12 protein-coding genes are annotated in these 13826 nt (G+C 70.2%); 9 read left to right on the top strand and 3 right to left on the bottom strand.

From position 1 onward, the window contains the following. Positions 1-23: 23 nt before the first annotated feature. Positions 24-1487 carry a M23 family metallopeptidase gene (locus COA17_RS08850; RefSeq protein WP_096611806.1) on the bottom strand — a complete coding sequence of 488 codons (1464 nt, stop codon included), beginning with the start codon at positions 1485-1487 and terminating at the stop codon, positions 24-26. Positions 1488-1691: 204 nt separating this feature from the next. Here COA17_RS08850 and COA17_RS08845 point away from each other — a divergent pair, with 204 nt between their 5' ends. From COA17_RS08845 to COA17_RS08825, 5 genes are all read left to right on the top strand, one after another. After that, positions 1692-4184 (top strand): helicase-related protein, encoded by a 2493-nt coding sequence (locus COA17_RS08845; RefSeq protein ID WP_096612230.1) that lies wholly within the window; start codon positions 1692-1694, stop codon positions 4182-4184. Between the two features lie 25 nt (positions 4185-4209). Next, positions 4210-4557, top strand: a complete 348-nt coding sequence (locus COA17_RS08840; RefSeq protein ID WP_096612228.1) for an RNA-binding S4 domain-containing protein — start codon at positions 4210-4212, stop codon at positions 4555-4557. After that, positions 4554-4895, top strand: a complete 342-nt coding sequence (fdxA, locus tag COA17_RS08835; protein WP_066484860.1) for a ferredoxin FdxA — start codon at positions 4554-4556, stop codon at positions 4893-4895. The genes COA17_RS08840 and fdxA overlap by 4 nt, the downstream gene beginning before the upstream one ends. 268 nt (positions 4896-5163) lie before the next feature. Next, complete coding sequence (locus COA17_RS08830) at positions 5164-5697, top strand: CarD family transcriptional regulator (protein WP_066491301.1); 534 nt, start codon at positions 5164-5166, stop codon at positions 5695-5697. Positions 5698-5802: 105 nt separating this feature from the next. Next, on the top strand, positions 5803-6534 hold the full coding sequence (locus tag COA17_RS08825) for a GIN domain-containing protein (protein WP_096611804.1): 732 nt from the start codon (positions 5803-5805) through the stop codon (positions 6532-6534). A 3-nt stretch (positions 6535-6537) separates the two neighbouring features. Here COA17_RS08825 and COA17_RS08820 read toward each other — a convergent pair whose 3' ends face one another. Both COA17_RS08820 and COA17_RS08815 read right to left on the bottom strand, forming a co-directional pair. Beyond that, positions 6538-7071, bottom strand: a complete 534-nt coding sequence (locus tag COA17_RS08820) for a SixA phosphatase family protein (protein WP_096611802.1) — start codon at positions 7069-7071, stop codon at positions 6538-6540. A gap of 15 nt (positions 7072-7086) precedes the next feature. Further along, a complete protein-coding gene (locus tag COA17_RS08815) occupies positions 7087-9765 on the bottom strand; it encodes an ATP-dependent DNA helicase (RefSeq protein ID WP_096612226.1) in 2679 nt (892 codons plus the stop codon). Positions 9766-9971: 206 nt separating this feature from the next. Here COA17_RS08815 and sucC point away from each other — a divergent pair, with 206 nt between their 5' ends. The 4 genes from sucC (at position 9972) to COA17_RS08795 (ending at position 13790) form a co-directional block, all read left to right on the top strand. Continuing rightward, positions 9972-11171 carry an ADP-forming succinate--CoA ligase subunit beta gene (gene sucC, locus COA17_RS08810; protein ID WP_066491302.1) on the top strand — a complete coding sequence of 400 codons (1200 nt, stop codon included), beginning with the start codon at positions 9972-9974 and terminating at the stop codon, positions 11169-11171. 195 nt (positions 11172-11366) lie between these two features. Further along, positions 11367-12116, top strand: a complete 750-nt coding sequence (locus COA17_RS08805) for an electron transfer flavoprotein subunit beta/FixA family protein (RefSeq protein ID WP_096611800.1) — start codon at positions 11367-11369, stop codon at positions 12114-12116. A gap of 24 nt (positions 12117-12140) precedes the next feature. Next, entirely contained in the window at positions 12141-13070 is a 930-nt protein-coding gene (locus COA17_RS08800) for an electron transfer flavoprotein subunit alpha/FixB family protein (RefSeq protein ID WP_096611798.1), read from the top strand. Between the two features lie 24 nt (positions 13071-13094). Then, positions 13095-13790, top strand: coding sequence for a phytanoyl-CoA dioxygenase family protein (locus COA17_RS08795; RefSeq protein ID WP_096611796.1), 696 nt, complete (start codon positions 13095-13097; stop codon positions 13788-13790). Positions 13791-13826 lie beyond the last annotated feature (36 nt).

Below are 13826 nucleotides of genomic sequence, written 5' to 3'. Positions count from 1 at the left end.
CGCCCCGCCCCGGACCGGGCCGGTCAGCGACCCAGCAGCCGCCCGATCTTCGCCTTCATCGCGCGCATCGTCTCGCGCGACAGCACCTGGACGCTGGACAGCGACAGCGAGCGCGGGTTGACCGGCCGGCCGTTCTTCCAGACTTCCCAGTGGAGGTGCGGGCCGGTGGAGATGCCGGTCGATCCGACATAGCCGATCACCTGGCCACGCCGCACATGCGCGCCCGGGCCCACTGCGATCCGGCTCATATGGCCATAGCCGGTGGCCAGGCCCCCGGTGTGCGCGAGCTTGACGAAATTGCCGTAGCCGCCCGATCGGCCGGCGAACTGCACCACCCCGTCGATCGCGGCATAGATCGGGCTGCCATAGGGGGCAGCGATATCCATGCCCTTGTGCATCCGCATGAAGCCGAGCAGCGGGTGCATCCGCATCCCGAAGGTGGAGGTGACCCGGCCCGCGACCGGCATCCCCATGCCGCCGCGCTGTTCGTACTGGCCGTCGGCATCCTGGAAACTGCCGCCCGATCCGTCGCGATCGCCCCAGCGGACCAACTGGAGCTTGCGCCGCCCCTGGTCCAGCCCGGCATATTGCAGCTGGCCGACCTCCACCTCGCCGGTCGCGGCGCGCGCCTGGTCGGCGACGATCTCGAACGTGTCGGACGCGCGCACGTCGCCGATCGGCATGCGCGCGGCCAGCGCCTTGATATAGCCTTCTACGATTCGCGCGGGGACGCCCGCGGCGCGCGCCGAGCGGTACAGGCTGGGGCCGACGATCCCGCGCACGCGCAACGGGGTACGGTCGATCGCGATCGGCCGCCGGTCGAGCGACAGGTCGTCGCCGCTGCGGCGGATCGTCAGGTTGAGGTCGAAGGCGGCGCGGAACGCCAGCTGTTCCAGCGGCCGCGGCTGGAACCGCGTCGCGCGCCGTCCCAGCGTCAGCGACAGGACGGTGCCGGGGCGGATATCGTCCAGCTTCACCGCGCCGGCGACCAGATCGGCGACGCGCCCCGCCTCGCCGCCGCCGACGCCGGCGCGCTGCAATGCGTTGCGCAGCGTATCGCCATCAGCAAGCGCGGCGGTCAGTTCCACCTGCGGGCGTTCGGGGGTTTCGGCGAGCGGGCGGACCAGCGCCCCGGCGGCCATCCGGCGGCCGGTGGTGGCGCCCAGCGCGATCGGTGCGATCGACTGGGTGCGGGTCTCCTCGAACGCGGCGCCGCTTTCGACCGGAGCGGCATAGCCCATGATCGGGTGCCAGCCGGGCGACAGCATCCACGCGCCCGCGCACAGCGCGGTGCAGGTCGCCAGCCCGCGCCACCAGTCGCGGCTGCCGATCCGCTGCCCCAGGTCGGGCGTCCAGTCGGTATGGGCGGCGGCGATGCGCAGGCGGTCGGACAGGCTGCGGTCCGCGAGCGGGACCAATTGCCGTCCGAACGCGCGCGTCCCCGCGCCGCCGGCAAACTCCCAACCCTGTTGCTCGCGTAGGAACACGCCCGCGTCAGCCCCTTTTGTACGAACGCCGACACCCCCCGGCGTGAGGTGGGGAGCGTTGTGGACGCCAAAGGCTAAAGTCAAATTAACCCGGTGACTTGGCGCGCGCGCCTGCGCCCAAGCGTGGGCGTGCCGCGCCGAGTCGCGCGGCATGTACGACAGTGATTGCATCGCGCGCGCCGACACCCGATGTACACCATCGTCATGACGCTTCACGATCGCCCGCGCGTCACCGCCGTGCTGGGGCCGACCAACACCGGCAAGACGCATCTCGCGATCGAGCGGATGTGCGCGCATTCCAGCGGGATGATCGGCTTCCCGCTGCGCCTGCTGGCGCGTGAGGTCTATGACCGCGTCGTCGCGATCAAGGGGCGCGAGCGGGTGGCGCTGATCACCGGGGAGGAGCGGATCGTCCCGCCCGACGCGCGCTGGTTCCTGTGCACCGCCGAAAGCATGCCGCTGCAGCGCGACGTCGCGTTCGTCGCGCTGGACGAGGCGCAACTGGGCGCGGACCGCGAGCGCGGGCACGTCTTCACCGACCGGTTGCTGCGCGCGCGGGGGCGCGAGGAGACGATGATCCTGGGGTCGGAGGCGCTGCGCCCGGTGCTGCGCGCGCTGATCCCCGGCGTCGAGATCGTCGAGCGGCCACGCTTCTCGACGCTCAGCTATGCCGGTGCGAAGAAGCTGTCGCGATTGCCGCGCCGCTCCGCGGTCGTCGCCTTCTCCGCAGAGGAAGTCTATGCCACCGCGGAGATGCTGCGGCGGTTGCGCGGCGGGGCGGCGGTGGTGATGGGGGCGCTGTCGCCGCGCACCCGCAATGCACAGGTCGCGATGTTCCAGGCGGGCGAGGTCGATTACCTGGTGGCGACCGACGCGATCGGCATGGGGCTGAACCTCGACGTCGGGCATGTCGCCTTCGCCGGGCTGACCAAGTTCGACGGCTATCAGCGCCGTCGGCTGACGGTGGCGGAAATGGCGCAGATCGCCGGGCGGGCCGGACGGCACCAGCGCGACGGGACGTTCGGCGCGCTGGTCGCCGAGGGGCCGGATGCGTTCGAGCCGGAGGAGGTCGCCGCGATCGAGGGGCATCGCTTCCCGAAGCTCGACTGGCTGTACTGGCGCGAGGGCGAGCCGGACCTGTCCAGTCTCGACGCGCTGATCGCCAGCTTGGCGCGGCGCCCCGATCACGAACGGCTGCGCCCTGCGCCCGAGGCGATCGACGTCAAGGTGCTGAAGCGGCTGGCCGAGGAGGCCGGCGTGCGCGAGCGGGCGCGCGGGGACAATGTCGCGCGGCTGTGGGCGGCGTGCGGCATCCCCGATTTCGCCAAGCTGGGCCTCGATCCCCATGCGCGCTTTGTCGGGCGCGTGTTCGGCTATCTGGCGCAGGGGCATATCCCGCACCGATGGTTCGCGGACGAGGTCGCGCGGCTCGACCGCGTCGAGGGCGATGTCGAGACGATCGCGGGGCGGATCGCGGCGATCCGCAGCTGGGCCTATATCGCGCAGCGTTCCGACTGGCTCGCCGATCCGGCGCATTGGGCCGCACGCACGCTGGCGATCGAGGAGCGCCTGTCCGATGCGCTCCACGCCGGGCTGACACAGCGGTTCGTCGACAAGCGGACGACCGCGCTGGCGCGCAAGATCGGTGGCGGGGCGGGGGCGCTGCCGGTCGAGATCGATGCCGGGGGCGAGGTGACGATCGACACCCACCCGATCGGCAGGCTTGAGGGCTTTCGTTTCCTGGTCGCACCCGATGCCAATGCCGCGGACAAGCGCCTGTTGCTGGCTACCGCCGAGAAGCGGCTGGCGGGGGAGCGGCGGCGCCGCGCCGAAACGCTGATCGCGGCGCAGGACGACGGCTTCGCGCTGGCGGAAGACGGCGCGATCCTATCGCACGGACTGGCGGTCGCGCGGCTGGCGCGCGGGCCGTCGCTGATGCGGCCGCAGCTCGTGCTCGATCCCGCGCTCGATTGCCTCGACGCGGGCGTGCGCGACCGGGTCGCGGCGCGGCTGCGCGACTGGGTGGCGACCGCCGCCGCCGCGGCACTGCCCGCGCTGGCCGCGCTGTCGGAAGCGGCGCGGGCGAAGGCGGCCGGCCCTGCGCTGCGCAGCATCGCCGGCGCGCTGGAGGCGGGCGGCGGCTTTGCCGAGCGATTGCCGCTGCGTTCGTCGGTCGACGCGCTGACGCCCGACCAGCGCCGCTGGTTGCGGCGGCAGGGGGTGACGATCGGCGCGCTCGACCTGTTCGACCCGCGGCTGCTCAAGCCCGCCGCGCAGCCGTGGCGCCGCGCGCTGTTGCAGGCCGCCGGTGCCCCCCGGACGATGGCGCCGGCGCAGGGCGCGACGATATTCCCGCGCGGCGCGCCCGGCGCGGTGCCGGCGATGGGCTATCGCCCGATCGCGGCGCAGGCGGTGCGAATCGACATGGTCGAACGGATCGCGCGCGCGGTGCACGATGCGCGCGATGCCGCATCGCCGCGCGCGCCCTTCGTTCTCGATCCGGCGCTGGCGGTGTCGATCGGGCTGGAGCCGGGGACGATCGCGCGGTTGATGGCGGAACTGGGGTTCCGTCCCGCCCCCGACAGCGAAGGGGTGACGCGCTATGTCTGGCGCGGCCGGGGACGCGCGCCCGCGCCGTCGGTGCGTCCGGCCCCGGACAATGCCTTTGCCGCGCTGGCGGACTGGGGACGATCGTGAGTCCCGTGGCGTGAGCGCGGCGGCGATGCGGCTCGACCGCTTCCTGTGGTTCGCGCGGCTGGCGCGCTCGCGCGATGCGGCGCAGGACATGGCCTGTGCCGGCCATCTGCGCATCGACGGTCGCGCGATCGACCGCGCGCACGCGCCGGTCCGCATCGGCAATATCCTGACCTTCGTCCACGCCGGGCGGGTGCGCGTGCTGCGTGTCGAGGCGCTGCCGCACCGGCGCGGCCCGGCTCCGGAGGCGCAGGCCTGTTACCAGGATCTGGTGACCGATCCGCCCGCAAACGTGCCGCATCACGGCGGTGGGGCGTTGACGCAGGCGTCAGGCTTCGCAAAAGCGTGCGCCGGAACAGAGGAACCCGATCCATGACCTACGTCGTCACCGACGCCTGCATCCGCTGCAAATATATGGACTGCGTCGAAGTGTGTCCGGTCGACTGTTTCTACGAGGGCGAGAACATGCTCGTCATCAACCCGTCCGAGTGCATCGACTGCGGCGTGTGCGAGCCGGAATGTCCTGCCGAGGCGATCCTGCCCGATACCGAAAGCGGGCTGGAACAATGGCTGGAGCTGAACAACACCTTCTCCGCGCAGTGGCCCAATGTCACGCGTAAGGCCGACCAGACTCCCGCCGACGCCGATGAGCACAAGGGCGAAGAGGGCAAGTACGACAAATATTTCTCGGCGGAGCCGGGCGCGGGCGACTGATATCGCCGCCCGGCGCGGTTGCTGCCCGCCGCTACCATCGGACGCACCGTCCCGTCGCGGAACCGGAAAGGTTCCCGCGCGTCAGCCGTGCTGTCCCAAAGGCGCTGGAAATTTTATTGCGACGGTGCTACATACGTCCGGCACGGGCGCTTTGTCATTTCCCGCGCCCGATGGAGACGTCCAACCTATCTGTCCCTGACGACGCCCTCCCGCGACGGTCCTTGTCGCGGCAACCGCGTCCCGGGCAACAACACCGGAAAGGCCACCTATGGCTGCCAAGGCTCTGCATTTCGATGTCGGTGACTATGTCGTCTATCCCAAGCACGGTGTCGGCCGTGTGATCGAGCTGCAGAAACAGGAAATCGCGGGCATGCAGCTGGAGCTGTACGTGCTGCGGTTCGAGAAGGAGCGCATGACGCTGCGCGTTCCCACCAACAAGGCCGAATCGGTCGGGATGCGCAAGCTGTCGTCGGACAAGACGATGCGCGAGGCGATGGAAACGCTGAAGGGCAAGCCCAAGGTGAAGCGTACCATGTGGTCCCGCCGCGCGCAGGAATATGAAGCGAAGATCAACTCGGGCGACCTGGCGTCGATCGCCGAGGTGGTCCGCGACCTCTTCCGCGCCGACGACCAGCCCGAGCAGAGCTATTCCGAGCGGCAGATCTTCGAGGGTGCCTGCAGCCGCCTGGCGCGCGAGCTGGCTGCTATGGAGCAGATCGACGAGCCGGCGGCGCAGGAAAAGATCCTGGAGATCCTGCGCACCGCCGCGGCGATCTACAACAAGGACAAGGTGCCGGCCTGACCCGGCATCCTTCCGGCGACGAAAGGGGGCGGTCCGGACGGGTCGCCCCTTTTCGTTTGCGCAACCCCTGCGATCGACTCAACATTGACAACATTGGGGGCGACGATGATCGGGCGGACGATGCGGTTGATCGCCGGGGCGATGCTGGGGCTGGGGCTGGCGCTGGGGGCGAGCCCCGCATCCGCTTCGGAGCGCAGCTGGCATCTGGGCAGCGCCGAACGGCTGCAGGTCGAAGCACCGCTGGCGGTGACCGTCACCACCGGCGCGGGCAATGCGGTGCGCGCCACCGCCGACGATCCGCGCGTGCTGGAGGCGCTGGAGGTCACGGTCAATGCGGGAACGCTGCTGATCCGGCTGGCGGGCAATGCCGTGCGTCCGGCGACGTCGCTGCGCGGCGCGGTCACGGTGGCGGTGCCGCGGCTCCAGTCGGTGGCGCTCTTCGCCGATGCGCCGGTGAGCGTGGCGGGGATGCGCGGCGACCGCGTCATGCTGACGGTGACGGGGAAGGGGGCGTTGACCGTTACCGCGCTCGACACGCCCCAATTGGTCGCCACGCTGATCGGCGGTGGCAGCGTGTCGCTGGCGGGGCGCGCGGCGGAGGTGCGGCTGGCGGCGAGCGGGATCGGATCGGATGCCGGCACGATCGATGCGGCGGGCCTCGTCACCGACCGGCTCGTCATCCAGGCGGGCGATGCCGCGCAGGTCCGCGCCGCCGCGCGGTCGACCGCGACGGTGCGCGCGTCGGCGGGCAGCGTGGTCGACGTCGCGGGTAACGCGGCGTGCACCGTGCGCGCGTCGACCGATTCGCAGGTGCGGTGTACGGCGGCGATCCGCTGAGGATCAGGCTTCCGGGCCGAGCTCCGGGTCGACGTCGCGTGGGCGGATGAAGTGCGTCAGTGTTGCGCCGCCGGGCGCCACCGCTGCCCAGTCGTCGACCGCGAAGGTCATCTGCGCCAGCGTCGCGGTCGGATATTTCTCCTCCACGCTGTCGCGCAGCCCACCGCGTTCGTCGGGGACCAGCATCAGCACCAGATCCTCCAGCCCCGGATTGTGCCCGACCAGCAGGAGCGAGCCGATATCGGCCGGGCATTCGCGGATCACGTCGAGCAGGCTGGCCGCGGACGCCAGGTACAGCCGCCGGTCCCATTCCGGCGCCATCCGCCCGAATCCCTGGCCGACATCGTCCAGCGTTTCCTGAACCCGTACCGCCGGGGACGCGATCACCCGGTCGAACGCCATGTCCAGCGCGCGCAGGTGGCGCCCCATCGTCGCGGCCGCGCGGCGCCCGCGCGGGTTGAGCGGGCGGTCGAAATCGCGCGCCACCGGATCGTCCCAGCCCGATTTGGCGTGGCGCAGCAGCGTCAGCGTCTTCACCGGTCCTGATCTCCGTTAGGCGATGTCGTGCGCCGCCTCATGCCCGATCGCGCGCGTCGAGGAAAGCCGCTGTCGTACCCGCACGATCGCCTCGTCCAGCGGAACACGCGCCACCGGTACGCCCGGCGGAAAGGCGTCGAGCAGGCGCGACGGCATCGCCGAGGACAGCAGCACGAACAGCCCGTTGTCGTCGCGGCGCCGGATCAGCCGCCCGAACGCCTGCGCCAGCCGCGCGCGCACGATCCGGTCGTCATAGGTGTTGCCCCCACCCCCGCCGGGCCCCGCGTCGGCCATCCGTCGCGCGGCGTGCAGCACCGTCGGCTTGGGCCAGGGAACGCCCTCCATCACCACCAGCCGCAGCGAGTCCCCCGGCACGTCCACCCCGTCGCGCAGCGCATCGGTGCCGAGCAGACTGGAATGCGGATCGTCGCGGAAGATATCGACCAGCGTGCCCGTATCGACCGGGTCGACGTGCTGGGCGTGAAGCGGCAGCCCCGCGCGCGACAGCCGGTCGGCGATCCGCGCATGGACCGCGCGCAGCCGGCGGATCGCGGTGAACAGCCCAAGCGCACCGCCCGCGCTCGCCTCGATCAGCCGGGCATAGGCGTTGGCCAGTCCCGGCACGTCGCCGCGCTTCACGTCGGTGACGATCAGCACCTCGGCCTGGGTGGCGTAATCGAACGGACTGGGGGCGGCGAAGCGTTCGGGCGCGCGCGCCAGATGCGGAGCGCCGACCCGCGCCTCCGCGATCGACCAGTCGCCCCCGCCGGTCAGCGTCGCCGAGGTGACGAGCGCGCCATGCGCGGGCTTCAGAACGGTCTCGACGAAGGGGATGGTCGGATCGACCCAGCGGCGGTGGAGCCCCATGTCGAACTCGCGCCCTTCGACCCGGTCGACCGCCAGCCAGTCGACGAAGCGGTCGTCCGCCGGTCCGCCGATGCGCGCCAGCAGCGCCAGCCACCCCGCCACCGTTTCCGCGCGCCAGCTGAGCGAGGCGATCGCCCCCTCAATCCGCGCGCGCGCCGGGCCGTCCATCCAGTCGGGCGCCTCGGCCAGCACCGCCTCCAGCCTTTTGCCCAGCGCGACCATCGGGCGGACGAGCGCGTCGAGGGCGTGTGCAGCGGGGGCGGCGGCCTCGATCAGTTCGGGGGAGGGTGCCGCCAGTTCGGTCTCCAGCCCGTATCCCGCCTCGGCATCCTGTTCGGCACGCGCATAGGCCAGCCCGCGCACCGCGGCGAGCAGATGCTCGATCGCGCCGAACGGCGCACCCTCCGCGATCCGCGCCAGCCAGCCGTCCGCCGCCAGCGATCCCGCCGCCGCGACAATATCGGTGATCGCGCGCGCGCCCGCTTCGTCATAACCCGCGACATCGGACAGCCGCGCCTGCAGCCCGCGGCGGCGGCCGCGCGACCCGCCCTCCGGCCCGACGATCCAGCGGCGCAGCTCAATCGTCTCCTGCCCGGTCAGCGCGGTGCCGAACATCGCGTCGGCCGCGTCGAACAAATGATGCCCTTCGTCGAAGACGTAGCGGGTCGGGCGCGTCGCCAGTTCGCGGCCGCGCGCGGCGTTGACCATCACCAGCGCATGGTTGGCGATCACCAGGTCCGCCTCCGCCGAGGCGCGCGCGGCGCGTTCAATGAAGCATTTCCGATAATGCGGGCAGCCGGCATAGATGCATTCCCCGCGTCGGTCGGTCAGCGCGGCGGAGCCGTTGCGGCGGAACAGCGTGGTCAGCCACCCCGGCAGGTCGCCGCCCACCATGTCGCCGTCGTCGGTATAGGCGGCCCAGCGCGCGACCAGATGCGCCAGGATCGCGGCGCGTCCCGCGAACCCGCCCTGCAACGCATCCTCCAGGTTGAGCAGGCACAGGTAATTCTCGCGTCCCTTGCGCGTCACTACCTTGGCCTTGCGGATGGCGCGATTGGGGTGGAGGCGCGTCGTCTCATGCCCCAGCTGGCGTTGCAGCGCCTTGGTGTAGGTGGAGATCCACACCGCCCCGCCCGCCTGTTCGGCCCACAGCGACGCCGGCGCGAGATAGCCGAGCGTCTTGCCGATCCCCGTTCCCGCCTCCGCCAGCACCAGGTTCGGCACCTCGCGCGCGACGCGCGGGGCGAAGGCGCCCGCGGCGGCGGCGGCATAGGCGCGCTGGCCACCGCGTGCCTCCGCCCCGGCGCCGGTCAGCGTCGTCAGCCGCTCGGCAACCTGGCGATCGTCCAGCGTCACGGTGCGCGGGGCGGGGCGCGGCGCGGCCTCGCTCCATTCGGGCAGGCGCGTGAACAGCCAGCGTTCATTCTGCGCCGGCTTGCGCAGGCGCGGCGTCACCACCGGCGCCCACGCCCAGCGCGCGCGCGTCAGCGATTGCGCGGCGGTCCATGCGCCCTCCCGCTCCGGCCAGTCGGTATCGGTGACGGCCAGCATCCGCGCGGTCGCCTCCAGCAGGAAGGGCGCGACATCGGCATCCGACCCCGGCGGCGTGAGCCCGGTCGCCTGCGCCACGCCCTTGGGCGTCGGTACCATGAAACGTGCAGGATGGAGGAAGGCGAACAGCTCCAGCACGTCCAGCCCCGACAGATCGGCATAGCCCAGCCGCTGCCCGACCAGCGGCGCGTTGAGCAGGATCACCGGCGTGTCCGCCGCCAGCCGGATCGCCTCGCCCCGCGACAATGCGCGCACGGGTTCGTCGCCCTGCGCCATCCAGATGCCGGAATGGCTGGCGTGCAGCGCGGGATAGGGAAGCGGCGTCACCGCCCCTAGGTGCGCTCCAGGGAACAGATTGGCAACCTAGGAAACGATACCGCAAATGCTTCGCAGCTGCACATATGAAGGTGGATTCGCGTCAAGCCGTGTGCTTTAGGCCGTGGGAACGCATTCGACTCTATCAATTGCTGGAGGATCGGCCCGTGAACATCCACGAATACCAGGCCAAGGAATTGCTCGCGAAGTTCGGCGTCCCCGTGCCGGCTGGTTACGCCGCGATGAGCGTGGAGGAGGCGGTCGACGTCTCGAAGAAGCTTCCCGGACCGCTCTATGTCGTCAAGGCGCAGATCCATGCCGGTGGCCGCGGCAAGGGCAAGTTCAAGGAACTGCCGGAGGGCAGCAAGGGCGGCGTCCGCCTCGCCAAGACCGAGGAAGAGGTGCGCCACGCCGCGGCCGAGATGCTGGGGAACACGCTGGTGACGATCCAGACGGGTGAGGCCGGCAAGCAGGTCAACCGCCTGTACGTGACCGACGGCGTCGACATCGCCAAGGAATTCTACCTCGCGCTGCTGGTCGATCGCGCCACCGGCCGCGTCGCCTTCGTCGTGTCGACCGAGGGCGGGATGGATATCGAGACCGTCGCGCACGACACGCCGGAGAAGATCCACACGTTCGACGTCGATCCCGCCACCGGCTTCCAGCCGCATCACGGCCGCGCCGTCGCCAATGCGCTGGGCCTCGAGGGTGATCTGGCCAAGCAGGCGCAGAGCCTGGCGGGCAAGGTGTACGACGCGTTCCTGGGCACCGATTCGTCGCAGATCGAGATCAACCCGCTCGCTGTCACCGAAGACGGCAAGCTGATGGTGCTCGACGCCAAGGTCGGCTTCGACGGCAATGCAATGTTCCGTCACAAGGACCTGATGGAACTGCGCGACGAAACCGAGGAAGATCCCGCCGAACTGGAAGCATCGAAGTACGACCTGGCGTACATCAAGCTGGACGGCGACATCGGCTGCATGGTCAACGGCGCGGGTCTGGCGATGGCGACGATGGACATCATCAAGCTGAACGGCATGTTCCCGGCCAACTTCCTCGACGTCGGCGGCGGCGCCGACAAGGCGAAGGTGACCGCGGCGTTCAAGATCATCCTCGCCGATCCGGCGGTGAAGGGCATCCTCGTCAACATCTTCGGCGGGATCATGAAGTGCGACATCATCGCCGAGGGCATCGTCGCGGCGGCGAAGGAAGTGAATCTGTCGGTGCCGCTGGTCGTCCGTCTGGAGGGCACCAACGTCGAGCAGGGCAAGGAAATCCTGTCCAACTCGGGCCTCGCCATCGTGCCGGCGAACGATCTGGGCGATGCGGCGAAGAAGATAGTCGCCGAGGTGCAGAAGGCGGCGTGACCCGGCGTCGTTACTTTTGAAGCGAATCGCACGGCCCGGGCGTTGATCGTCCGGGCCGTTTCTTGTCGTGCCGCTGACGCTACGGAATGGCGCTCCGACGCGCGCGACGCCATACCGCACTTGCGAAAGACGGCCTGAACAGCCATGTGGATCGCCAACGCGACCGCGTAAGGACAGGATGAGGAAGGAGCCTCGATGAAGGTCTTGGTGCCGGTCAAGCGCGTGCTTGACTATAACGTGAAGCCCCGCGTGAAGGCGGATGGGTCCGGCGTGGACCTCGCCAACGTGAAGATGAGCATGAACCCCTTTGACGAGATCGCCGTCGAGGAGGCGATCCGGCTCAAGGAAAAGGGCACGGTGACCGAGATCGTCGCCGTCTCGATCGGCGAGGCCAAGGCGCAGGAGACGCTGCGCACCGCGCTGGCGATGGGCGCGGACCGCGCGATCCTGGTCACCGCCGAGGACAAGGTCGAGCCGCTGGGCGTCGCCAAGATCCTCGCCAAGATCGTCGAGGAGGAACAGCCCTCGCTCGTCATCCTGGGCAAGCAGGCGATCGATGACGACAACAACCAGACCGGCCAGATGCTGGCCGGGCTGCTCGGCTGGGGACAGGCGACCTTCGCATCGAAGATTGAACTGACCGCCGATGCCGCCAGGGTGACCCGCGAGGTCGACGGCGGGCTGGAGACCGACAGCTACAAGCTGCCGGCGATCGTCACGACCGACCTGCGCCTCAACGAGCCGCGCTACGCCAGCCTGCCGAACATCATGAAGGCCAAGTCGAAGCCGCTCGCGCAGAAGACCGCCGCCGATTTCGGCGTCGACGTTACGCCGCGGATCAAGACGCTGAAGGTCACCGAACCGGCCAAGCGCCAGGCCGGGATCAAGGTCGCCGATGTCGACGAGCTGGTGAACAAGCTCAAGTCGATGGGCATCGCCAAGTAATCGCCGGGCAGAGAGGATAGAGACATGAAGACTCTCGTTTGGGTCGAACACGACGGCAATGCCGTCAAGGACGCCACGCTGTCGGCGGTCACCGCCGCGTCGAAGCTGGGCGAAGTGCACCTGCTCGTCGCCGGACAGGGCGTTGGCGGCGTCGCCGAGGCGGCGGCGAGGATCGCCGGCGTGGGCAAGGTGCATGTCGCGGACGATGCCGCTTATGCCCATCAGCTGGCCGAGAATGTCGCGCCGCTGGTCAAGCAGCTGATGGACGGTCACGACGCCTTCGTCGCCCCGGCCACCACTTCGGGCAAGGCAATCGCGCCGCGCGTCGCCGCGCTGCTCGACGTCATGCAGATCAGCGACATCCTGTCGGTGGAGGGCGAGGACACGTTCACCCGCCCGATCTACGCCGGCAATGCCATCGCCACCGTGCAGACGTCGGATGCCAAGAAGGTCATCACCGTGCGCGGCACCGCCTTCGACAAGGCTGCGGCCGAAGGCGGATCGGGCAGCGTCGAGGCGGTCGCGACGACCGGCGAGGCCGGCCTGTCGACGTTCGAGGGGCAGGAGATCGCCGAGCTGACCCGGCCGGAACTGACCAGCGCGAAGATCATCGTGTCGGGCGGCCGCGCGCTGGGTTCGGCGGAGAAGTTCACCGAGGTGATCGAGCCGCTGGCCGACAAGCTGGGCGCTGGCGTCGGCGCCAGCCGCGCGGCGGTGGACGCAGGGTACGTCCCCAACGACTACCAGGTCGGCCAGACCGGCAAGATCGTCGCCCCGGAAGTCTATGTCGCGGTCGGCATCTCGGGCGCGATCCAGCATCTGGCGGGGATGAAGGACAGCAAGACGATCATCGCGATCAACAAGGACGAGGACGCACCAATCTTCCAGGTGGCTGACATCGGCCTGGTCGGCGATCTGTTCAAGATCGTACCGGAACTGACCGAGAAGCTGTAACGAACGGCGCGGGGCGACCGCTCCATGACCGACGCGAAGGAGGGCGGCGCCGACCGGGCGACCGCCCTCTTTTCGTCGGTGGGGGCGGTGCATCATGCCGGCGCGGCAGACGGCGTGCTCGGCGCGCTGCTCGCCATCGCGGCAGCGCAGCCGCAGGGGCGGGCGGGGGTGCGGTTGCACCGCGTGCCGGACCTGACCGCGCTGCTGTCCGCGGGCGTGATCCATGGCGTGGCGACGCATTATCTGGGCGAGCGGGCGCGGCCGGTCCGCGCCTTGCTGTTCGACAAGTCGCCCGCCGCGAACTGGTCGCTGGCGTGGCACCAGGATCGTACCGTCGCAGTGCGCGCGCGGCATGACGTCCCCGGTTACGGGCCGTGGACGCGCAAGCAGGGGATATTGCATGTCGAGCCACCCTTTGCGGTGATCGAGGCGATGGTGACGCTGCGCATCCATCTGGACGATGTGCCGGACGACAATGCGCCGCTGCTGATCGCGCCGGGATCGCACCGGCTGGGGCGGATCGCGGAGCCGGCGATCGCCGATGTGGTGGCGCGGCACGGGTGCCGGACGTGCCGGGCGCGCGCGGGCGACATCTGGGCCTATGCCACCCCGATCCTGCACGCCTCCGCCGCGGCGACCGGCGCGCGGCGGCGGCGGGTGGTGCAGGTCGACTATGCCGCCGATCCGCTGGCCGCGCCGCTGGAATGGCTGGGCGTGTGAAGGGTTGCGCGGGACCGTGACGCGCCGGATAGGGCG

Origin of the sequence: Sphingomonas ginsenosidimutans (assembly GCF_002374835.1) — a bacterium.
In the GTDB taxonomy this organism is placed as follows: domain Bacteria; phylum Pseudomonadota; class Alphaproteobacteria; order Sphingomonadales; family Sphingomonadaceae; genus Sphingomonas; species Sphingomonas ginsenosidimutans.
Note: the sequence above shows the minus strand (reverse complement) of the source record. Positions and strands in the feature narration are given on the sequence as shown.

Excerpts from the sequence above, each read along its gene's own strand:
- COA17_RS08845 (WP_096612230.1), top strand. The coding sequence starts at position 1,692 with ATGACGCTTCACGATCGCCCGCGCGTCACCGCCGTGCTGGGGCCGACC.
- COA17_RS08840 (WP_096612228.1), top strand. The coding sequence starts at position 4,210 with ATGCGGCTCGACCGCTTCCTGTGGTTCGCGCGGCTGGCGCGCTCGCGC.
- fdxA (WP_066484860.1), top strand. The coding sequence starts at position 4,554 with ATGACCTACGTCGTCACCGACGCCTGCATCCGCTGCAAATATATGGAC.
- COA17_RS08830 (WP_066491301.1), top strand. The coding sequence starts at position 5,164 with ATGGCTGCCAAGGCTCTGCATTTCGATGTCGGTGACTATGTCGTCTAT.
- COA17_RS08825 (WP_096611804.1), top strand. The coding sequence starts at position 5,803 with ATGATCGGGCGGACGATGCGGTTGATCGCCGGGGCGATGCTGGGGCTG.
- COA17_RS08815 (WP_096612226.1), bottom strand. The coding sequence starts at position 9,765 with ATGGCGCAGGGCGACGAACCCGTGCGCGCATTGTCGCGGGGCGAGGCG.
- COA17_RS08805 (WP_096611800.1), top strand. The coding sequence starts at position 11,367 with ATGAAGGTCTTGGTGCCGGTCAAGCGCGTGCTTGACTATAACGTGAAG.
- COA17_RS08800 (WP_096611798.1), top strand. The coding sequence starts at position 12,141 with ATGAAGACTCTCGTTTGGGTCGAACACGACGGCAATGCCGTCAAGGAC.
- COA17_RS08795 (WP_096611796.1), top strand. The coding sequence starts at position 13,095 with ATGACCGACGCGAAGGAGGGCGGCGCCGACCGGGCGACCGCCCTCTTT.